Origin of the sequence: Acinetobacter legionensis (assembly GCF_048551735.1) — a bacterium.
Classification (GTDB): domain Bacteria; phylum Pseudomonadota; class Gammaproteobacteria; order Pseudomonadales; family Moraxellaceae; genus Acinetobacter.
Genome location: NZ_JBIMBV010000010.1, coordinates 120,979 through 141,524, shown reverse-complemented (window position 1 = coordinate 141,524; position 20,546 = coordinate 120,979). Strand labels below are relative to the sequence as shown.

Annotated in this window: 18 protein-coding genes and 1 pseudogene; 13 read left to right on the top strand and 6 right to left on the bottom strand. The window is 36.7% G+C overall.

The features are described from left to right. Positions 1 to 5: 5 nt before the first annotated feature. Positions 6 to 2,615 (bottom strand): aminopeptidase N, encoded by a 2,610-nt coding sequence (gene pepN, locus ACG9ZL_RS11140; protein WP_419360023.1) that lies wholly within the window; start codon positions 2,613 to 2,615, stop codon positions 6 to 8. Between the two features lie 291 nt (positions 2,616 to 2,906). Between pepN and ACG9ZL_RS11135 the strand changes: the two genes are divergently transcribed. The 4 genes from ACG9ZL_RS11135 (at position 2,907) to dsbG (ending at position 7,100) form a co-directional block, all read left to right on the top strand. Then, entirely contained in the window at positions 2,907 to 3,350 is a 444-nt protein-coding gene (locus ACG9ZL_RS11135; protein WP_336950904.1) for a hypothetical protein, read from the top strand. A gap of 68 nt (positions 3,351 to 3,418) precedes the next feature. Further along, positions 3,419 to 5,452 carry a protein-disulfide reductase DsbD gene (gene dsbD, locus ACG9ZL_RS11130; RefSeq protein WP_419360022.1) on the top strand — a complete coding sequence of 678 codons (2,034 nt, stop codon included), beginning with the start codon at positions 3,419 to 3,421 and terminating at the stop codon, positions 5,450 to 5,452. Between the two features lie 10 nt (positions 5,453 to 5,462). Then, complete coding sequence (locus tag ACG9ZL_RS11125; protein WP_419360020.1) at positions 5,463 to 6,293, top strand: prolipoprotein diacylglyceryl transferase family protein; 831 nt, start codon at positions 5,463 to 5,465, stop codon at positions 6,291 to 6,293. 57 nt (positions 6,294 to 6,350) lie between these two features. Continuing rightward, positions 6,351 to 7,100 carry a thiol:disulfide interchange protein DsbG gene (dsbG, locus tag ACG9ZL_RS11120; protein ID WP_419360018.1) on the top strand — a complete coding sequence of 250 codons (750 nt, stop codon included), beginning with the start codon at positions 6,351 to 6,353 and terminating at the stop codon, positions 7,098 to 7,100. Between the two features lie 137 nt (positions 7,101 to 7,237). Here dsbG and hpaR read toward each other — a convergent pair. The 3 genes and pseudogenes from hpaR to ACG9ZL_RS11105 form a co-directional block, all read right to left on the bottom strand. Further along, positions 7,238 to 7,670 (bottom strand): annotated as a pseudogene (hpaR, locus tag ACG9ZL_RS11115) (homoprotocatechuate degradation operon regulator HpaR). Between the two features lie 684 nt (positions 7,671 to 8,354). Continuing rightward, positions 8,355 to 8,735, bottom strand: a complete 381-nt coding sequence (locus ACG9ZL_RS11110) for a hypothetical protein (RefSeq protein ID WP_336950900.1) — start codon at positions 8,733 to 8,735, stop codon at positions 8,355 to 8,357. Positions 8,736 to 8,752: 17 nt separating this feature from the next. Beyond that, positions 8,753 to 9,091, bottom strand: coding sequence for an immunity protein Imm33 domain-containing protein (locus ACG9ZL_RS11105; protein ID WP_336950899.1), 339 nt, complete (start codon positions 9,089 to 9,091; stop codon positions 8,753 to 8,755). Between the two features lie 239 nt (positions 9,092 to 9,330). On the opposite strand from ACG9ZL_RS11105, the gene ACG9ZL_RS11100 reads away from it, so the two are divergent. Continuing rightward, positions 9,331 to 9,768 carry a LexA family protein gene (locus ACG9ZL_RS11100; RefSeq protein ID WP_336951464.1) on the top strand — a complete coding sequence of 146 codons (438 nt, stop codon included), beginning with the start codon at positions 9,331 to 9,333 and terminating at the stop codon, positions 9,766 to 9,768. Between the two features lie 105 nt (positions 9,769 to 9,873). Next, on the top strand, positions 9,874 to 11,076 hold the full coding sequence (locus ACG9ZL_RS11095; protein ID WP_336950898.1) for a winged helix-turn-helix domain-containing protein: 1,203 nt from the start codon (positions 9,874 to 9,876) through the stop codon (positions 11,074 to 11,076). 474 nt (positions 11,077 to 11,550) lie between these two features. Here ACG9ZL_RS11095 and ACG9ZL_RS11090 read toward each other — a convergent pair whose 3' ends face one another. Further along, positions 11,551 to 11,745 carry a hypothetical protein gene (locus ACG9ZL_RS11090; protein WP_419360015.1) on the bottom strand — a complete coding sequence of 65 codons (195 nt, stop codon included), beginning with the start codon at positions 11,743 to 11,745 and terminating at the stop codon, positions 11,551 to 11,553. A gap of 347 nt (positions 11,746 to 12,092) precedes the next feature. Between ACG9ZL_RS11090 and ACG9ZL_RS11085 the strand changes: the two genes are divergently transcribed. From ACG9ZL_RS11085 to accC, 4 genes are all read left to right on the top strand, one after another. Next, the gene (locus ACG9ZL_RS11085; RefSeq protein ID WP_336950895.1) at positions 12,093 to 13,409 is read left to right on the top strand and encodes a Y-family DNA polymerase; all 1,317 of its coding nucleotides are present in this window, start codon (positions 12,093 to 12,095) and stop codon (positions 13,407 to 13,409) included. Between the two features lie 235 nt (positions 13,410 to 13,644). Next, positions 13,645 to 14,100 (top strand): type II 3-dehydroquinate dehydratase, encoded by a 456-nt coding sequence (gene aroQ / locus ACG9ZL_RS11080; RefSeq protein WP_336950894.1) that lies wholly within the window; start codon positions 13,645 to 13,647, stop codon positions 14,098 to 14,100. 17 nt (positions 14,101 to 14,117) lie between these two features. After that, complete coding sequence (locus ACG9ZL_RS11075; protein WP_336950893.1) at positions 14,118 to 14,537, top strand: acetyl-CoA carboxylase biotin carboxyl carrier protein; 420 nt, start codon at positions 14,118 to 14,120, stop codon at positions 14,535 to 14,537. A gap of 16 nt (positions 14,538 to 14,553) precedes the next feature. After that, positions 14,554 to 15,918 (top strand): acetyl-CoA carboxylase biotin carboxylase subunit, encoded by a 1,365-nt coding sequence (accC, locus tag ACG9ZL_RS11070; protein WP_336950892.1) that lies wholly within the window; start codon positions 14,554 to 14,556, stop codon positions 15,916 to 15,918. A 114-nt stretch (positions 15,919 to 16,032) separates the two neighbouring features. Here the strand turns inward: accC and ACG9ZL_RS11065 are convergent, their stop codons facing one another. After that, entirely contained in the window at positions 16,033 to 16,521 is a 489-nt protein-coding gene (locus tag ACG9ZL_RS11065) for a hypothetical protein (RefSeq protein WP_336950891.1), read from the bottom strand. 254 nt (positions 16,522 to 16,775) lie between these two features. Between ACG9ZL_RS11065 and ACG9ZL_RS11060 the strand changes: the two genes are divergently transcribed. The 3 genes from ACG9ZL_RS11060 (at position 16,776) to ACG9ZL_RS11050 (ending at position 20,105) form a co-directional block, all read left to right on the top strand. Further along, a complete protein-coding gene (locus tag ACG9ZL_RS11060) occupies positions 16,776 to 18,251 on the top strand; it encodes a GGDEF domain-containing protein (RefSeq protein ID WP_336950890.1) in 1,476 nt (491 codons plus the stop codon). A gap of 22 nt (positions 18,252 to 18,273) precedes the next feature. Next, entirely contained in the window at positions 18,274 to 19,764 is a 1,491-nt protein-coding gene (locus tag ACG9ZL_RS11055; RefSeq protein ID WP_419360013.1) for an amidase, read from the top strand. Between the two features lie 179 nt (positions 19,765 to 19,943). Further along, positions 19,944 to 20,105: a hypothetical protein gene (locus ACG9ZL_RS11050; protein ID WP_419360011.1), complete on the top strand. Its 162-nt coding sequence runs from the start codon at positions 19,944 to 19,946 to the stop codon at positions 20,103 to 20,105. Positions 20,106 to 20,546: the final 441 nt, after the last annotated feature.

The following is a 20,546-nucleotide window of genomic DNA, read 5'->3' as shown; positions in this document are numbered from 1 at the left end:
AGCCATTAAACACTTAACATACTATTTAAGGTTTCACTGACATTTTTTGATTTCACTTGAGATTTTAATCCATCAAGTGCGGCTTTTACTTCACTTCGTTGTGGCTCAGCTAATGTATACCAGCGGGTGAGGACTTGAAGTAAACGAGACCCAACAATTGGATTTTTCTCATCCAAATACTTCGCCAAATCGACAAAATGCTGAACACCAAAACTCCATGCATTGACAGGATTGGCATTTAAACCACCACTTACTGAACGAATACGGTTAGGTGTACCTAAATCATAATCAGCATGTGAAGTTAAATACTGAATCGTTTCAGCGGTTGCTTTCGGATGCGCTGCTTGAATCATAAACCATTGATCTAATGACAATGCTTCATCCTTAAAGCGCTTATAGAAGTCCTCTAAGGCTGCTTTTGCTTGTGGAGCATCATTCCATACCAATACTTTAAGTGCGCCAAGTCGCTCAGACATATTCACAGAATTTTCATACTGTGCATAAGCCAAATCAAATACTGCGGTATCCCCCTGACGTGCCATAAAACTCAACATAATATTTTTCAGAGCACGAACACCCATTGCTTGTGAAAATTCATTTTGTGAATCTGGATCAAGTGATAAATATGTTTCTTTAACAAAGTCATCCAGTACTTTTGCCAATTGATTCAACAAAGCTTCACGTGCTTCATTTACAATCAAAGGATTATAATCTTGGTCGATACGACTACCCAAATAACCTTCACTTGGTACATCAAATAAGCGTGATGCCAAGAGTGGATCTTTTTCAATTACACTTGGTAAGGTCTGTTTAATTGCCTCTACATAAATTTGAGCATCATGACCATTAAGCAAAATACGCTCAAGTAAAGTCTGTGTTGCTTGCCACTGATTAAAACCATTGGTTTCATATTGTAGCAAGAAGGCAAGTTCTTCATCTGAATAATTAAATTCAAGATTTACCGGTGCTGAGAAATTCCGTAATAAAGATGCTACAGGCTTTTCGGTCACGCCTGTAAATTCAATGGTCGCTTCTGTTTGATCAAACAAATACACCCCATCTTTTATCCCATTTTCAAATAAAGCCTCAGAATGTAAGGTGTACTGCTCACCTGTTTCTGCATTAAACAATGCTAAAGCCACAGGAATAGGTACAGCTTTTAAATTTGGATATTTAGGATGGGTTTTTAAACTTTGTTTAAAACTCAAACGATAAGTGTGAGCACTCTCATCATATTCACCTTTCGCTTCAAGCTTTGGCGTTCCTGGTTGGTTATACCAGATTAAAAATGCAGATAAATCGACACCTGAACCCGCAGTTAAAGCAGCAACCCAATCTTCAACAGTGACAGCTTGGCCATCATGACGTTGAAAATATTCATCGGTTCCCTTACGGAATTTTTCCTTGCCCAATAAGGTTGACATCATGCGGTTAATTTCCGCACCTTTCTCATACACTGTCGCAGTATAGAAATTGTTGATTTCGACAAAATGATCTGGACGTGGCGGATGCGATAATGGGCCTGCATCTTCTGGGAATTGATGCGCTTTAAGAACCGCAACATCGTCAATACGTTGTACTGCTGCTGATTGTAGATCTTCTGAAAAAGACTGATCACGGAAAACCGTTAAGCCTTCTTTTAAACACAATTGGAACCAATCACGGCAAGTAATACGGTTACCTGTCCAGTTATGGAAATATTCATGAGCAATCACAGACTGTACACGCATGATTGCTGCATCAGTGGTATATTCTTCATCAGCAAGCACACATGATGTATTGAAAATATTTAAGCCTTTATTTTCCATTGCGCCCATATTGAACTGACTGGTTGCCACAATCATATAATTGTCTAGATCATATGCACGTCCATAGTGTTCTTCATCCCAACGCATAGAATGCTTTAACGCTTCCATCGCAATATGACATTTTGGGATATCTTTTTCTTCTGCATAAATTTCTAATGCCACATCACGACCTTCTGTAGTGGTATAACGGTCTTTTAAAACCGCTAAATCACCAATTACGCAGGCAAATAAATAAGCTGGTTTTTTGGTTGGATCTTCCCAAATGGTATAGTGGCGCTCATCACCAGTTTTACCAGCTTCAATCAAGTTCCCATTTGCCAAAAGCACAGGGTATTTGTTATCGGCTTCTACACGAGTGGTGAACACGGATAAGACATCTGGGCGATCAGGGTAGAAAGTGATTTTACGGAAACCTTCTGGCTCATTTTGAGTGACAAATAGATCACTCCCCGCAAGATATAATCCTTCGAGTTGTGTATTGGTTTCAGGATGAATGACTACAGATGTTTCAACGATGGATTCATCTGGCGCATTGGCAATCACCAACTGCTCAGAATCAAGCCTATATTCACTTTCAGTCAGTTTTTTACCATTAATAGAAATTGATTTAAGTTCAAGATCGCGTCCAAGCAATACCATATCTCCAGCTGCTTGACGTTTCATGACTAATTTGCTGTTTACGTTGGTATGGTCATCATAAACTTGGATATCGAGATTGATTGAATCTACAACATATGAAGGTTTTTGATAATCTTTTAAATATATAGTTTGATCTGCTTCAACTACTGGGTTTGCCGCGATATTCATATGATGTCCTAATCCTATTGTTGAGCTTCGACTTGTTATCGTGAGCTTGATCATCAATCAAATTTCACAAAGTGTCTGTTCTGTACTGTTGATTAATTTCTATATGGGTCTAGTTGAAATTAATTTCAATTGTTAGAATGCAAAAAACGTGCGAGATGGCCTATCTTTATACAACAATTTATCCTGTAAATCAGAAATGATGCTTATGAAAATTAATGCAATAAAAAGCAAACAAGATTTTTTAACATTTTTAGATAAACTCAAACAAGATCGTCTTGAAGATATTCAAGAATGGGAAAATATATGAAATCGCTTAGGCTATTTACAACGGTAATGTGTCTTCTCCCTTTGTCTGTTTATGCAAAGCAAACTGCCCCATATTTTTGCTTTAAGGAAAGTCAAAACAATAATATTCTGCTTATTTCTGAGGAAGAATTTCCAAAAGTCAAAACAGTAAAATATTATCCTTATATGAAAAAAATCTCGCTAAAATTTACTCACTATGATGCTGTTGATACAGCACAAGGTAGACCGAGTGAATTTCACAATTTCTATAAAGAAATAATCAATCAGAAAGAAACAGGAACTTATGAAATCGTTTATCAAGGTGCTGTGCTTTACAATGTCAATTACACCAGTAAAAAAACTAAGAAAATGACTCAATTCGACAGACTCTATCATGACGATGAACAAATTTTTCAAAAACTTAAGCAAAATGGAGTTGAATGTTTTTAACGATATTTTTACAAAGAAAAACTTAGAATTATGCCTTCTTTATCTGAAATTATGGATAATGGCTTTAAATGAAATCAAGATATGGAATTATGAAGTTGCGAACATTGCTCAGTGTATGTTGTTTTACTTTGTTGAGTCTAAGTACAATCAGCCACGCCAATCCTGAGTTTCTCCCACCAGATCAAGCTTTTCAATTCTCTGCCGAATCAATTTCAGAAAATAAAGCACAATTGAAATGGACAGTTGCACCTCACTATTACCTCTATCATGATCAGTTTAAAGTAACAATTAACAATAAAGCTGTACCTTTAAGTCTTCCCAAAGGTCATATCAAAGATGATCCAACTTTTGGGAAAACTGAAGTTCATTATGAAAATGTGACAACACAAATTCAGGTTAAACCTAATTCACAATATTTAGTGATGTATCAAGGTTGTTCTGCAGATGGCTTATGTTATCCATTACAAAGAAAAACCATTGCAACTGATGCAGATGGCTTATTACCGCAAAGTAATACATCTTCAAAACGCCTTTTCAATAACAATCCTACTAGCTCATTACTCAATCAATCTGATACCGCAGTCGCAGCTCAAGATACAAAAATCAAAGAAAATGCTGAGACTAAAGTAAATTCAACTGTTGGAAAAATAGGTTTAGACAAAGTATTGGATGAACAAACCACTGAGCTGGGACAAAAAACTACTAATGAAGCAGACAACACTGTAAATCCAAACAATTTCAACGCTTCTGCTGCAAGTGGTAATGTCATTACAGATACAGAAAATTCTACTGGTTTACACAGTAATATTGACACTAAAAACACTACATCGTCATTACAATGGAATGATGATCAATCATTCTTTAAGCTATTATCTAAAGACTCTCTGTTTTTAAACTTATTGGTATTCTTTGGTTTAGGTATTTTATTGGCTTTTTTGCCCTGCTCGCTTCCGCTTATTCCTATTCTCTCAGGGATCATCATTCAACGTGCTAAAGGTTATAAAGCTGTTGTGATTGCCTTATGCTTTGTGATCAGTATGGCTGTAGTTTACGCGATTATGGGTGTTGTGGTGGCTGAAATTGGTTATAGCTTTCAGCGTTGGTTCCAAAGCCCTTGGATTGTTTCGTTGTTTGCAGTTTTATTTGTTGTTCTGGCTTTAAATTTATTTGGTTTATATCAATTAAACTTACCACAATTTATTACCAATAAATTAAGTCATCTGCAAAATAATCAAAAAGCTGGGACAGTACTCGGTGCTGTGGTTATGGGTGCATTATCAGCGCTCATTGTTGGCCCATGTATGAGTGCCCCGCTTGCTGGCGCATTATTATTTGTTTCACAAACTCAAAGTGCTGTATTAGGTGGCTTGTACTTATTTATTCTAGGTCTAGGTATCGGTTTACCTTTATTTATTGCCAGTGTATTTGGTTCTAAATTATTACCAAAGCCAGGTAAATGGATGGATCGGATTAAAGTCAGTTTCGGCTTTATTATGTTGATGGTTGCATTGTATTTCATTCGTCCAATGCTTCCTTCGACTGTGTACGCTGCAATTTTTGCCATGCTATGTATCGCATTGTCAATCTATCTCTTTTTTGCTCTACGCGACAGTGAAAAAATAGTCAATAAAGTTATTCTAGCCATCATCGCAATAGCCAGTTTAGTTGCTGGTTTTTGGAATATTCAACAAAGTTATTCTGCTTATCAAATTCAACATAGCCAAACAGAACATTTAGTTTGGAATAAAGTGACCACCGCTGAACAATTAGAACTGGCATTGGTCAATGCAAAACAGCAAGACAAACCAATCATTATTGATGTCTATGCAGACTGGTGTGTGGCGTGTCAACCAATTGAAAAAGAAGTATTCCCGCGTACAGATGTACAAGATGCATTGAAAAACTTCACGCTCATCCAATTAGACTTAACGCAATACAACGCCTCACAAGATATCATTTTAAAACAACGTGAAATTTTAGGTCCACCCACCATGTTGTTTTTAAATAGTAATGCGCAAGAAATCCGTGAATTGCGCTTTACTGGAACCTTCTCAGCACCACAACTTATTCAACAAACTGAAAAAATACACACAGGACGTTAAACAAACTTCCATGATCACTGCACAGGCAATTCATTTAGGACCGATTATGTTGCCATGGGGATTAACCATCCTCATGCTTGCGATACTGATGAGTGTGGTGATTGGAAAGTTTTGCTTTCAATATTTTGCTGTATCAAATTTACAATGGTCTGCGTTTAAAGACTCGATTTGGTCTGCATTCTTGGTTGGCCTGCTATCTGCACGACTTGGGTTTGTCTTACTTAACTTAGATGTTTATTTAGAGCATCCAGTTGAAATATGGAAGATTCAAGATAAAGGTTTTCATCTTTATGTGGGAGTTGCTTGTGCTGGCCTGTGGATGATTTGGAAAAACAGATCTCTGAAGAAAAGCTTTATTGCACTATTTTTTGCGGCTTTTGCCCTGTTTTTCATTTCAGGTCAATATTTCTATCAACAAGTACAATTGCAATACCAACAATTTCCTCAAGTCAATTTAGTGAGTCTTCAACAAGAGCATGTTGAGCTGACTCAATTCCTCGGCAAACCCACAGTAATTAATCTTTGGGCCAGTTGGTGTCCGCCATGCAGACGTGAAATGCCAGTGTTGAATGATGCGCAACAACGATATCCCAATGTGCAATTTGTCTTTATTAATCAAAATGAAGATGCCAAAGCAGTGCAAACGTATTTGCAACAACACAAACTTAATTTGCATTGGGTTCTACTAGACTTTGACGGTGTAACGGCACATAAAATGGGAATGTTTGGCTTACCCAGCACCTTATTTTTTAATGCACAAGGCAAATTAATCGATACACATATGGGGGAACTTACCCATGCTGCGCTTCACCAAAAAGTTCAAAGGATAGTTTCAGAATAATGTATTTCATTGGTATTGATTGAAGAAATATTGCTTTTAACTTAAGGAGTCATATTGATGATTGATTTAAAAACACTCGGTATTTATTCGCTTGGTTTGGTGTTAAGTGGCTCTTTGTTTGCTGCTGATGCAAATTTCCTTAAAAATAAATTGGAAAAAGAAGGTTATAACTTTGTTAAGCAAATAAGTGCACCCGAAGGTTTAGAGGGTTGGACAGGTTTTAAAGATGAATATCCATCTACGATATTTATTTCAAAAGATCAAAAGCACTATATCGTTGGTGATCTATTTAATGCTTCAGGTAAAAACTTAACTGAAGAAGCAATTAATACCCATGTTAAAGGTGCAGTATTAGATGAAATTTGGAAGAGCCTCGAAAAATCGACTTGGATTCAAGACGGCGATAGCAATGCTCCTAAAGTGGTTTATGTATTTAACGACCCAAACTGCCCCTACTGTCATACCTTTTGGCAACAAGCGCGTCCTTTTGTAGATTCAGGAAAAGTTCAATTACGACATATTATGGTTGGGGTAATTCGTCCAAGCAGTAAAGGACAAGCCGCAACGATTTTAAATCACGCCAATCCTTCCGAAATTTTCAAACAATACAATTTAAGCAACGGTAAGAATAAATTGGTGGAAATGAAAAGTATTCCTAATGCATTATCTGAAAAGTTAGATGTAAATACCAAACTGATGGATAAATACGGCTTTTACGCTACCCCAGCAATGGTATGGAAAGATGCAAAAGGTGAAATTCAAAGCCAGCAAGGCGCACCGAAAGACATTAAAAAGTTATTTGATTAAGCAATGATAAAAATGAGTGATTAAAACCCACTCATTTTTGATTAAAGTGTTTTGCATATTTAAAATGAATTGAGTGACATGCAGTTTTATTTTAATCCCTAAACCATTGTTTCACTTGCGATCTGATAATTTAAAATTTATCGTGGTTTTATTTTCGAAAGATCATTTAACAATCCCATAAGTTGTTGGATATTCTCTGTACCATATTGCATTTGAATATCTATATAAATTTCTTCCATTTTATTCGCTTGCGTTTCAAAGTATTGTTTACCCTCTTCACTAAGCCGAATCAAACTCACCCGTTGATCATGGATGATTTTGCATTTCTTAATCAAGTATCGATCAAGCATACGACTTAAGATTCCCGTTAAACTGGGCTTTGAAATACACACCAAATCAGCCAAATGGTTATTTTCAAGCTCATCATATTGATAAAGTACAGCAATCACCCGCCATTTCTGCTCAGTTAAAATCCATTTCATTTAATACTGATCTAAAATGAGTCATTGTTGCTTCTCGGGCTTGTAACAATGCTAAAGTAAACGATGGCGATAAACGGATAGATTTCATAAAAACCCTTTAAATAAAAAATTAACAGATAGATTAATCACTTGATTAATTAAAGAATTTATTCAATACATATCAGCAACGACATCACACTTTTACTGATAAATTTATACATATAAACCCATATTTTCTTTACTAGAAAGTGATAATAAAAAATATATACGGATCAGGATAACAGTCTCACAGTAACAACATCTGCTCAAAAATGAAAACATTGCCCCCTTAGATAAAATAAAAAATCAATAAAATCAAAAATTAAATTTACTTACATCATTCTAATATTTAAGAAAATTTTTAGCTTTGCTTAGAGTAATTAAACCTATTTGGCTTTATGCGCAATCTTGATTGCTCTTCTATTTTTTAAAATTCTGCTGAAAAGTGAACTCTTGTTTCCTTTTGATTTGAGTTGTCATATTTCTTTTAATTGGCTTGTAATCTTTTACGATCTTAGTGTGAATTCAAAGCCAGAACAAAACACACGCATTAAAAAACTCGCAATTAAGCGAGTTTAGGGTGCATCAGTCATATGATTGATGCTTAAAGCCAAACAAAATACAGACCAGGGAAAATCAAATCTTGTATTGCTTTAATGCGTCTATTATTGATCATTTTAAAAAAAACAACTTATCATTTTCAGCCAATTAAATATCATTTTTTGACTAAAATAAGGCTTAAATGACATTTTGCTTATTTCTTAATCGAACAAAATAGCTCAAGCGTCATTCCTGACTGCTCAATACTTTGCTTTTGTCGATCTAAATAATTGTTGGCAATCATTAACATCATATTGGCCGTATCGAGCTCTAAATTTTCTTTCGAAATTCTAGCAATCGTTTGATAAGCATCTAAGCGCGAACAAAATGCTTTATGCTGTTCAGCTGCAGTGATCGTGCTCTGATCTTCATCCAAGATATGTTTGGTTACATTGACTTGATCAGTATAGATTTGAATACGCTGATCATATTGTTCTTGAGTGAGTTTTTGCGTGGATTGCTCAGCAAAACTTGGGGTACTGAATACACTACTCAGAACAATACTGCAGAGGGTCAAAATAAATCTATAGATCATGCTTGAGCAAACCTTTTTTATAAAATATCTGCTTTCCATACATCTTCGTATTCATCAGCATCTATCATAAATCTAAAGCCTTCTTCTAAAGCAAGGTAAGGAATCGCATCAGGAAAAACCTCTTCAAGCTCTTTTACACTGATCACATCAAAAAAATCTTCACCCTCTTCCAACTCACCACCATAAATAAACCATGACACGTTTTCAGCATCTGGCTGTTTACGTAAACCCACGATCGGTTCTTTATTTAATGTTTGCTTAGCGATAGCCACGAGATCCGTTTCATTGACTTTGATATAGCGAGAGTCAAATTCTTCACACACTAATTTCTGTTCTTCTACAAAATCTTGCAACATGTACATTTCCGAGCGATTGGATTTTGTCAAATTGTAAGCTGACAGTTTGACAATCACAATCAATTCACCAAAAGAATCTTGCATCAAGCATTTATTTTGTTAAACTTGATTATGTTACATTATCAAGTTGAATCGTGATGAAGCCAAATTTAAATTCTCCATCGAAATTAAGTGATAGCACTGTAAGGGAAAAATTTAAATCAATGAATCCCCTCATCTCTGTTATCGAGTCTATTTCAATGCAAGATCTACTTACAATTGAATTTCGTAGCAACATTCGCATTCCTTATCCTTTAGAAACTGTTGCAGCAGGCTTTCCATCACCCGCCCAAGACTATACTGAAAAGAAAATTGATTTAAATGAACACTTAATTCATAACCCTATTGCAACCTTTATGTTAAAAGTTAACTCCTTATCAATGAAAAATGCAGGTATTGAAATTGGAGATGAAATCTTAATTGATCGTAGTCTAGAGGCTGAACATGGCGATATTGTTTTGGCATTAATCAACAATGAATTTACAGTCAAACGCTTTATGCAAGTTAAAGTATCTACAGGAATTTATGATATTTGGCTCAAAGCAGAAAACCCTGATTTTCCAGATATTCACCCACACAGTGAAGAACAAATTATGATTTGGGGCGTAGTTACTTATATTCTTAAAAAATTAAAATGATCATTAAAAGTGGCAGCACTGGTTTATGCTAATCATCTTAAAGTTTCATTTGCGATACTCTTGTAAGCCAATACTCACTAAAAATAGGTTAAAAAAATAATTGTTATGATTGAATCATTAAGACGCCTAGCACTCTCTCATCAGGGTCTAATTTCACCTACTTCGTTCGGTACAGGGTTATCTGGAACACGCCATGCCATTGAACATCTTGGCTATGTCCAGATTGATACAATTTCAGTAGTAGAACGTGCCCACCATCATATTTTATGGAACCGTGTTCCGGATTATCAACAAAGCCATTTAAATCAACTGATCAAACAACAACATATTTTTGAATATTGGTTTCATGCAGCATCTTATTTACCGATGCAGGATTATCGCTATGCACTTCCTCATATGACATCGATTAGAAATGGAGAGCATCGTTATTTTAAGCACGGTGATCAAGCTTTTATGAATGAGATTCTGGCTCGGGCGAAAGCTGAAGGCAGTATTCGATTACGTAGCATTGAACAAGGCAATAAGCAAAATTCGGGGGGCTGGTGGAACTCAAGTTTAGCGCGTCGTTCTATTGAACAATTGTTTATGCAAGGCGATTTGATGATTTCTGAACGTAATGGTATGGAAAAAGTCTATCAACTGACTGAATATTGTATTCCAAGTCAGCTTGATCTGAGTGTTCCTACATTAGAGGAATATGCCTACTACTTGTTCAATACCACGCTTCGTGCACATGGCGTGTTTACATGGAAGCAATTGTTGCATTTAAAAGTTGGACAAAAGATCCGTAAGGCAATGCGTGACATTGTCAATGAAAAATTAGATGCGGGTGTAATCACCACTTTAGCTCAATTAGGCAGTAGGGACAAAGATAGTCAAAATCTTTATATCCCAACCGATGCCTTAGAACGGATCCCGACTATTGAGTTGAAAGTCAAACTTCTCTCTCCTTTTGACAATCTGGTGATACATCGTGAACGTCTAAATACCCTGTTTAAATTTGATTATCGATTGGAATGTTATGTGACGCCACCTAAACGTATATTTGGTTATTTTTGTCTACCTATTTTATATGGGGATCAAATTGTGGGACGTATAGATTGCAAAGCACATCGGGCAAAAAATCAACTTGAAGTCATCAGCCTACATTTTGAACCCTATCATCTTAATCATACTATTTCGGATCCAGCGCATTTTTTTAGCACACTAAACACTGAAATACACCATTTTGCCCAATTTAATCAATGTATAAATATAAATGAAGGTCTTCATAAAATTCTTGATCATAGCAAGAAACAATTCAAGTGATAGGTAACGTAAGCTTAAAATCAAAATGCTTTAAAAGCATAATAAAGTCAAACCACTTAATTATTCATACAATTGATTTGCATCAAGTCATTGATCATCAATAAAGCTTATGTTTTGTATGAAGTTTTTTGGTTATGAATAAGTTTTTGTATTATTGAATTCTAGAGGATTATCCTGCCGTGGAGCGACATAAATATCGCCTATCGTTGTAAGGTGGGAATGCGATGGTACAGGACGTTCCCTTGCACAACATAAGCAAAACAAAGCACGGCTTTGTTTGCAGTGCAAGGTTTATTATCTTTTGGAGGCATCGCCTACGCAAATTAAATTTAAACTTCCCCTCTAATATGTAGCTGTATATATTCTTGTGTATGCGTTTTTTTACAGGTTAACTCTATCTAAATCTAAAATGACAAAACACCTAAGTTGAGGCGTTTCGTCATTAAAAGCTACGATTGAGTTTAGTTCAAAGCCCTATTTTTGCTGAGGCTTGTGTTGGTTTTGCTGATTTTGTTGAGCTTGTTGGTTGGATTGTTGCTTTTGCTGGTTTTGTTGATTTGATTGTTGATCTTGCTGACTGTGTTGCTTCTGCTGTTGATTAGATTGATTGGGCTGACCTTGTTGGTCGTTCTGCTGATTCTGTTGCTGATTCTGTTGTTGATTAGCCATTTTCATATCCATCCTTTTCAATATTGGGATATGCCGTACAAATCTACGACAACTGTTAATTTAGCCCTTTCAGTTTTCTATACAAGGATTGAGATGTTTCATTTTTCGACATTGTAAGTTGCAATTTAAGATATACCTTTTAAAAGAATCACTTCTCTATTCAGCATTTTTACCTAAATTACTTAAACCACTACGAAGCTCAACAGTGCTTATTAAGTTTTGTATCTCGCCAATCCCTTTATTGAAATCATCCCGTCCAAATGATGAATAAATCCACATTTGATTTGAATTTATTTTAAACATCTTTTAATATTTAACTTGAATTTGTAACTTTTTCAAGATATCTCATGAGTGAACAAATTTTTGCTTTGATCGACATTAACAATTGTTATGTCAGTTGCGAACGCGTATTTAACCCCAGTTTAAATAACAAACCAGTTGTCGTATTAAGCAATAATGATGGTTGTGTCGTTTCACGAAGCAACGAAGCCAAGGCGTTAAATATAGATATGGCTATCCCTTGGCATGAAGTTGAACAACAAGCCCAAAAAGCCGGAGTACTCGCCTTTTCAAGTAACTATGCTTTATATGGTGATTTTTCAGATCGTTTTTTTAAAATTTTAAAGATTTTTTTTAAAGATGAGGATTTGGAAGCCTACTCTATTGATGAGTGTTTTATCAATCTCAGTTCCTATCAAGACTTATTCGTTCTACAGGATTACTGTAGAAAACTCATCGAAACCATCCAAAAATGGCTTGGTCTACCCTGTTGTATTGGTATTGGCTATAGTAAAACCCAAGCAAAGCTTGCCAATAGTTTTGCCAAGAAACGGCGCGGCTTTGATAGTGTCTGTGACCTGACTGGTTTAGATTTGTGCAGTTTTGAAAGTTTACTACTTGAAACCAGTGTCGCTGAGGTCTGGTGTGTTGGACGTAAAACCAGCAAACGGTTACAAGCTTATAATATTTATAATTGCTATGACTTAACTTTTGCCAATGAACATTACCTTGCACGCGAGTTTTCAGTGGTCATTGGACGCACCATTCGTGAGCTAAAAGGTCAATCCTGTATTGCTTTGGACGATGCAGACATTCCCTCAAAACGTATCCTTTCGTCACGCAGTTTTGCATCTGCTCTAAATAATGTTGAGATTATTAAACAAGCCATTATTTTCCATGTCAATCGTGCACATCAACGACTAAGCAAGCAACGCCAACTGTGTGCAGTTGTGCATGTTTCCTTATATGAAAAAGTTGCTCAAGCACCCTATAAAAAGGCACAAAGTAGTGTCATTGGCTTGATGTATGCAACAGACGATTTGATGATTTTAACCAAGTCAGCATTACAGCAAATTGATGTTTTATTTAAAGAAAATTTAAAGTATGTAAAAGTCGCCGTCATGTTCTCAGCACTGCATGGCAAAAGCCAGCACATCAATGACTTATGGCATCCTGTAGACTTTATTCAGCAACGTGATCAACTGATGGATACACTCTCCAGTATGAAACAACGCTTTGGCTCAGACTGTATTCAAGTAGGTTATCATTCCGACAAAGAAACATGGAAAATGCGTCAGCAAAATCGTTCTCCAAGCTATACAACACGTTGTAGTGACATCTTATGTATTGATGATAGCCATATGGCTGTTACACAAATCAAATGAATAGTTTTGGTCACTCAGTTTAAAATGAAGTCTCTGTAAAACATCTGCTAAAAATGTCATATTTTAACATTGCCATTTACAGACAAAATTAACATTATATAGCCCATACAAGGCACTGCGTTTCCGCGACGATTCAAAGAAAATATAAAGTATTTGTGGAAAAATATGCCATAATATGCAAACTTTGCAGACATCTTGCAATTTTTTTTGCGACTTTTGAATTGGAGCACTCTCAATGAGTTCGACCATTTTGGTCATTCACGGACCAAACTTAAACTTGCTAGGAAAGCGCGAACCTGAGGTCTATGGTCACCTCACATTGGATGACATTAACCAACAACTGAGTCTCCAAGCACGACAAGCTAATATGAGTTTAGATACTTTTCAAAGCAACTGGGAAGGAGCTGTGGTCGATCGTATTCACCAAGCACAACAAGACGGCATAAAATTTATCATTATTAATCCTGCCGCGCTGACCCATACCTCAGTTGCTGTACGTGATGCTCTACTTGGCGTTGCGATTCCATTTATTGAGGTACACCTTTCTAATGTTCATGCACGTGAAGCATTTAGACATCATTCTTATTTATCAGATAAAGCTGTTGGCGTCATTTGTGGTTTAGGTGCCAAAGGCTATTCTTTTGCACTTGATTTCGCCATCGAAAAACTTAAATCTTCAACCCAATCATAATTTAGGAATACGAACCCATGGATATTCGCAAAATTAAAAAGCTCATCGATTTGATGATCGAATCTGATCTTCAAGCAATTGAAGTGAAAGAAGGCGATCAATCGATTGCTTTAACTCGCCGTAATCCTGTGGTTGCTGCTGGTGTAGCACCTATTGCCCTTCCAACCGCTGAAGCGCCTGTAGTTAAAGCTGCCTCTCGTGGTGCAGTAGAAACGTCTCCAATGGTTGGTGTGTTCTATTCAGCACCAAGTCCGGGTGAAGCACCATTTGTGAATATTGGTCAGACTGTTTCTGCGGGTGAAACTTTAGGTATCATCGAAGCAATGAAAATTATGAACCCTATTGAAGCAACTCAAAGTGGTGTAGTTGAAGAAATTTTAGTAAAAAATGGTGATGTAATCCAGTTCGGTCAACCTTTATTTCGCTACCGCGCGTAATACCTCGGGGGTTGATATGTTGCAAAAAGTTTTAATTGCAAACCGAGGTGAAATTGCATTACGCATCACTCGTGCTTGTAAAACTTTGGGAATCAAAACTGTCGGAATCTACTCAGATGCTGATAAAGATTTGATGCATTTACGTTTTTGTGATGAAGCCGTATGTATAGGTCCTGGCGCAAGTAGTGAAAGCTATTTAAATATTCCAGCCATTATTACCGCAGCAGAAATTACAGGCGCAGATGCCATCCATCCAGGTTATGGTTTCTTATCTGAAAATGCTGAATTTGCAGAAATTGTAGAAAACTCAGGATTTATTTTCATTGGACCTCGTCCCGAACACATTCGTCTGATGGGAAATAAAGTTTCCGCAATTACGGCGATGCGTAAAGCAGGTGTTCCAACAGTTCCTGGTTCTGCTCATGCGGTCACACCAAACAATGCATTGGCTGAAGCCAAAGAAATTGGTTTCCCATTGATTGTAAAAGCTGCTTCAGGCGGTGGTGGGCGTGGGATGCGTATTGTTGAGCGTGTTGATACATTACTTGAATCTGTTCAAGCTGCACAACGTGATGCTGAAATGTGGTTCGGGGATGATACGGTTTATATGGAGCGTTTCCTACAAAAACCACGTCATGTTGAAGTACAAGTTTTAGCCGATGGTAATGGCCAAGCGATTCATTTATATGACCGTGACTGCTCTTTACAGCGTCGCCATCAAAAAGTGCTTGAAGAAGCACCTGCACCAGGTTTACCAGAAGAAGCGCGTGCACATATTCTTGAAGCTTGTGTCAATGCATGTAAGTTGATGCAATACCGTGGTGCTGGTACTTTTGAGTTCTTATTTGAAGATGGTGAGTTCTTCTTTATCGAGATGAATACTCGTGTTCAAGTTGAGCATCCGGTGACTGAACAAGTGACTGGTGTTGATATTATTGAACAGCAATTACGTATCGCTGCAGGTCTAGGTTTAAATCTTCAACAAGAAGACATTAAAATCGAAGGTCATGCGATTGAATGCCGTATCAATGCAGAAGATCCGTCAACCTTCTTACCATCACCAGGTAAAATTGAATCATTCTATGCGCCAGGCGGTGCGGGTATCCGTTTAGATTCTCATATCTATCAAGGCTATAGCATTCCTCCGTATTATGACTCAATGATCGCAAAGTTGATTTCTTATGGTAAAGATCGTGAAACCGCGATTGCCCGTATGAAACAAGCCTTGGATGAGATGATCTTAACTGGAATTAAAACCAATATTCCATTACATAAAGATCTGATTCTTGAAGATAAAAACTTCTGTTCACAAGCAATGGATATTCACTACCTTGAAAAACACTTATTAAAACAAGTTCAAGGACATGAAAAAGAAGCTTAATATACATTCTCTAATCCCGTAAAAACCCAATAAAAAACCTCTGTAAAATCAGAGGTTTTTCATTTTAAAGCAAATGCTTCATTACTTAGACAAGCATTGATGCTTTAAATCGACTTAAGGCAAGACTCTGCGTAAAGTAGCAAAGCACTGATCCCCTTTGTCAGAAATACAAAAATTCAAGGTGTTCTTATTAATCCACTTCACAAAATATTGGGTAACTTCACCAGACTGATCTTCTTTACGTCCTGAACAATCTGTTTCATTATTTTCATAGCGAATTTGCATGATTAATGCAGGTGGCTTTTCCAACGTATTATCCGGTGAAGGTTGATAATCAAACAGACCAGTTGACCACTCTTTGGCACTATTCACCACCACTTCATTGGAACCACGGAAATTATAATATTCTGTACATTTCTTATTTTCTGGAATTTCCATACCCCATAAGCCTAAAATTTCAGGGCGAGTATTTATACGAATTGTGCTTGTGGTATTGGTTGCAGCCACAGTCGTAGGATTGGTTGCTTGAGGTTGAACTGTTTCAGCTCTCACAAAAGGTGAAAGGCTAAGCAATAAAGAAATTATAAGTGCTGTTTTTTTCATACCAAGTCTGTATGTAATATTTCATCAGACATAAATTAGCATAGATTTAGAATAAAACATGTAAAATTAACCATATATGAACAATCTTTCTTGTGTGATCTATGCAAAAAACATTTTTGTGACGAGCCCGAATTAAGGTAACTAAAACTATTGATTTATCGATACAAATAGATATGATTACTGATTAATACCTTAGCAGAGCCAGATAAAATATTGGCTTAGAGATTAATCCCTCTTTAGAATAGGTTAGTAAATTGCCTCGAGCTCTCGCATATTTAAGTCAAGTGCTTAAAGACAACATCTCTGCATTTTTTATTATTGCAATGATTATTTTTGTCTGTGCATTGGCTGGAATATTGGGTAGACCCTTATCTTTTCTTGCCATTTTTTGGCCCGCAAATGCTGTTTTACTTGGGCTCTTTTTAAGGTTTCATCGCTTAAAAAATATAGGTGGATGGATTGGTGCATTTATCGCATTTATGCTTGCAGATCTGCTTACTGGCAATTCATTTTTAATCACCTTCTTTCTGACTTTAGCCAATCTAACTCACGCCGTGGTCACATTAGGCCTGATTCGTTTTTTTAAACTAGATTATAAACAATATAATAAAGGTCTAACATTTTTATACTTATTTGCAATCAGTGCCTTTGGCGGTTGTTTAGCCTCGCCAATCGTCGCAAGTTTAACTGTCCCTTATTTACCAAACACCTTTATGATTATGGATAGAATCTGGGTCGATTTTGGTATGTGGTGGACGGGTGAAATCCTCAATGTTATTGCCTTTTTACCGATTATATTGGCAATCCCAGATAAAAAAGCCATTCAAAACCATATCCAACAATTTAAACAACAGCCTTTTCAATACGAAAAATTTCTTCCGCTATTGGGCGTGATTTTCTCCGTCATTCTGACTCATTTTTTTCTGGGTCCAGGTGCAATCATGTTCCCAATTGCAGCGCTAGTCTGGGCTGCACTAAGCTATAATTTATTTTTTGTCTCTATCATTAACTGTATAGTGTGTATGCTGCTCTATAATGCATTGACTGCATATTATATTGCTCAGTCACCCGATGCCTATTTGGGCACCACACTGTCTGTACGCATCGGTTTAATGATGCTGGCTTTGGGGCCTTTAACCCTCGCTATTATCAGTTTAAATCGACAAAAGCTTTATCACCAAATCTTATACTTAGCCAATCATGATGGCCTCACCACCACACTAAATCGTCGTTATTTCTATGAAGAAAGTGAACGCACCATTGCTGAGGATGTTGAAAAACAACAAGCACACAGCGTCACAATTTTAGTTTTAGATTTAGATCATTTTAAAAAAATTAATGATCAATATGGCCATGTGATCGGCGATTATGTTTTGCAAGAGTTTACCCATCAAGTCAAAGCACAAATTCGCACGAATGATCTATTTGGTCGCTTAGGTGGCGAAGAGTTTGCTATATTATTAAAAGATCTATCTTTAGATCAAAGTATTGCCATTGCACAAAGAATTTGTAATAGCGTTTTCAATACCCCGATTCATTTAGATGATCAACGTAGCTTAAATATCAGCGTCAGTATTGGCTTAAGTTATCAGACTTTACCCTATTGCATACCTTTTCAACAGCTGATAAAACGAGCTGATGATGCTTTGTATTTAGCCAAGGAAAAAGGTAGAAATCAGCTTTGTTTAGAAAAAACCATCGAACAAAACCAAAACATATTTGCCCAATAACTCAAAACAGCAAGGAAAAGCTATGAAGTTTTCAGAATATATTCAATATGATGGTATCGGTTTAGCACAACTTGTAAAAAACAAGGAAGTACAAGCACATGAATTATTAGAAATCGCAATTCAACGTGCTGAACAAGTTAATCCTAAAATTAATGCGATCGTTATTCCGATTTATGAACATGCATTAAAAAACACCCAAAATTATGCGACTGGTCCCTTTTCAGGTGTACCATTTTTACTCAAAGATCTACATCAAGAATATGCAGGTGTCGCAACTTCATTTGGTTCCAAATCGTTTAAAAATGCGCAATATATTGCTAAAGAAAATTCAGAAATCGTCAATCGCTGGGTGAAATCTGGGGTAGTCACTTTCGGATTAACCAATTCGCCTGAATTTGGCATTAAAGGTATCACTGAACCTGAAGCTTGGGGCAGTTGCAAAAATCCATGGAATTTAAAACACAATAGTGGCGGCTCTTCTGGAGGTTCCGCTTCTGGGGTTGCAGCAGGTATCGTACCGATTGCGGGTGCAAGTGATGGAGGTGGCTCTATCCGAATCCCAGCTTCATATTGTGGCCTATTTGGCTTAAAGCCAAGTCGTGGACGTACGCCTTGGGGACCTGAAATCAGTGAAGCAATGCATGGTGCTGCGATGCAACATGTTTTGTGCAAATCAGTCCGTGATAGTGCAGCCATGTTAGATGCCACTCAAGGCTCAGATCGCACTGCTCTTTTCAACATCCAAAGCCCGACTGAACGCTACTTAGACATCATTGAAAAAGCTCCAAAGCGTCTGCGAATTGCTTTTTCCACTGTTTCCCCAATTGGAACCAAAGTTTCAAAAGATGCAGTTCAAGCTATCCAAAAGACTAGCAAACTTTTAGAATCTTTAGGACATATTGTTGAAGAGGCAACGCCTCAAATTGACGGTATGTCTCTTGCCAAAGACTTTATTACCACATGGTTTAGTCAATGCGCTTATACGGTCAATCAAGTCAAACAGAAATTTGGCGCAACAGATCAAGATTTTGAATTAGATACACTGGCAATTGCCGCATTTGGGGCCAAGGCTTCTGCTGTGGACTATATTAACAACCTCAATAACTGGGGTGTTTATGTTGCAAAAATGAACCATTTCTTTGAGCATTATGACTTATTTTTGATCCCGTCTACAGCCTCAGTAGCACCGAAAAATGGTGAGGTAAAAACACCATCTTGGCAGGTTCCGATTTTAAAAGCCTTGCTCAAAGTTGATCAAGCCCACTTACTGGCAAAAGGTAAGTTAGTTGAGCAAATGATTAAAAATAATTTGCAGTGGGTTCCATTTACTCAATTGGCCAATATCACGGGCTTACCAGCCATGTCAGTACCTTTATATTGGAATAAAGATAATCTACCTTTAGGTTCACAATTTATTGCCCCTTTTGGACGTGAGGATGTGTTATTACAACTGGCGGCACAATTAGAGCAGGCGCAACCTTGGGCATCTAAATATCAAAGCATTCTATTATAAATTTTATCTGCTTGAATATTCCCATTAAACATCGGGTACTGATGTGAATATTTATTTCAGAATAAGGCTTATTTTAGAGCTGATTATTAGATTTTGAGTTACTAAAAAATGAGCATTCAATACTCAGTCATATTTTGAACTAGTATGCAATGAGTTGCTTTTATATTGATGAATTATACATGATCGGGCTATTGCGTGGCGACGGCTCTCGCCCATTGAGCGTGGGAATGCGGGGGTTACAGGACGTACCCTTCGCACAACATGAGCAAAAACAAAGTATAGCTTTGTTTGCAGTGCGAGGTTTGGCAGCCCTTGCCAAAAGTGAGGCATCGACTACGTGAACCTATTTAAGCGCCAATAGTAAAGTAGGGCATTGTAAGCTTTTCAATCATAAATATTCATTTCCATAGAGAAGTATAAGTTCCAAGTTATAAAGTTTACTTTTGTAAGATAAATCATATAATTCGTATATTTATTAGGTTTCTTTCACAAGTCTTTTTAAAAGCATAAATCGATGTAAAAGCACCCTCATCCTAGCCTTCCTCCCAAAGGAAGGAAGAAGTTTCATACTAATATGATTTAATTCAAATGATCATCTTCAAGCTACAAAAGAGACCTAATCAAAATTTAGAATAATAATCAATTAGATAGATATAAAAACCTGCATTACGCTAAAGTTAAAAGACTTTAGCATTTTTTTGCATAAGCAAATCAACAATCAAGACAACCACTTATACAAAAAAGTCATAAGATATGCCTGTTTTTTGATATCTGGCAATATA

Bases quoted from the DNA above. Each gene is read 5' to 3' on its own strand.
- pepN (WP_419360023.1), bottom strand. From the start codon at position 2,615: ATGAATATCGCGGCAAACCCAGTAGTTGAAGCAGATCAAACTATATAT.
- ACG9ZL_RS11135 (WP_336950904.1), top strand. From the start codon at position 2,907: ATGGGAAAATATATGAAATCGCTTAGGCTATTTACAACGGTAATGTGT.
- aroQ (WP_336950894.1), top strand. From the start codon at position 13,645: ATGAGTTCGACCATTTTGGTCATTCACGGACCAAACTTAAACTTGCTA.
- ACG9ZL_RS11100 (WP_336951464.1), top strand. From the start codon at position 9,331: ATGCAAGATCTACTTACAATTGAATTTCGTAGCAACATTCGCATTCCT.
- ACG9ZL_RS11065 (WP_336950891.1), bottom strand. From the start codon at position 16,521: ATGAAAAAAACAGCACTTATAATTTCTTTATTGCTTAGCCTTTCACCT.
- ACG9ZL_RS11050 (WP_419360011.1), top strand. From the start codon at position 19,944: ATGATCGGGCTATTGCGTGGCGACGGCTCTCGCCCATTGAGCGTGGGA.
- ACG9ZL_RS11110 (WP_336950900.1), bottom strand. From the start codon at position 8,735: ATGATCTATAGATTTATTTTGACCCTCTGCAGTATTGTTCTGAGTAGT.
- ACG9ZL_RS11085 (WP_336950895.1), top strand. From the start codon at position 12,093: ATGAGTGAACAAATTTTTGCTTTGATCGACATTAACAATTGTTATGTC.
- ACG9ZL_RS11105 (WP_336950899.1), bottom strand. From the start codon at position 9,091: ATGTTGCAAGATTTTGTAGAAGAACAGAAATTAGTGTGTGAAGAATTT.
- ACG9ZL_RS11125 (WP_419360020.1), top strand. From the start codon at position 5,463: ATGATCACTGCACAGGCAATTCATTTAGGACCGATTATGTTGCCATGG.
- ACG9ZL_RS11090 (WP_419360015.1), bottom strand. From the start codon at position 11,745: ATGGCTAATCAACAACAGAATCAGCAACAGAATCAGCAGAACGACCAA.
- dsbG (WP_419360018.1), top strand. From the start codon at position 6,351: ATGATTGATTTAAAAACACTCGGTATTTATTCGCTTGGTTTGGTGTTA.
- ACG9ZL_RS11095 (WP_336950898.1), top strand. From the start codon at position 9,874: ATGATTGAATCATTAAGACGCCTAGCACTCTCTCATCAGGGTCTAATT.
- accC (WP_336950892.1), top strand. From the start codon at position 14,554: ATGTTGCAAAAAGTTTTAATTGCAAACCGAGGTGAAATTGCATTACGC.
- dsbD (WP_419360022.1), top strand. From the start codon at position 3,419: ATGAAATCAAGATATGGAATTATGAAGTTGCGAACATTGCTCAGTGTA.
- ACG9ZL_RS11055 (WP_419360013.1), top strand. From the start codon at position 18,274: ATGAAGTTTTCAGAATATATTCAATATGATGGTATCGGTTTAGCACAA.
- ACG9ZL_RS11075 (WP_336950893.1), top strand. From the start codon at position 14,118: ATGGATATTCGCAAAATTAAAAAGCTCATCGATTTGATGATCGAATCT.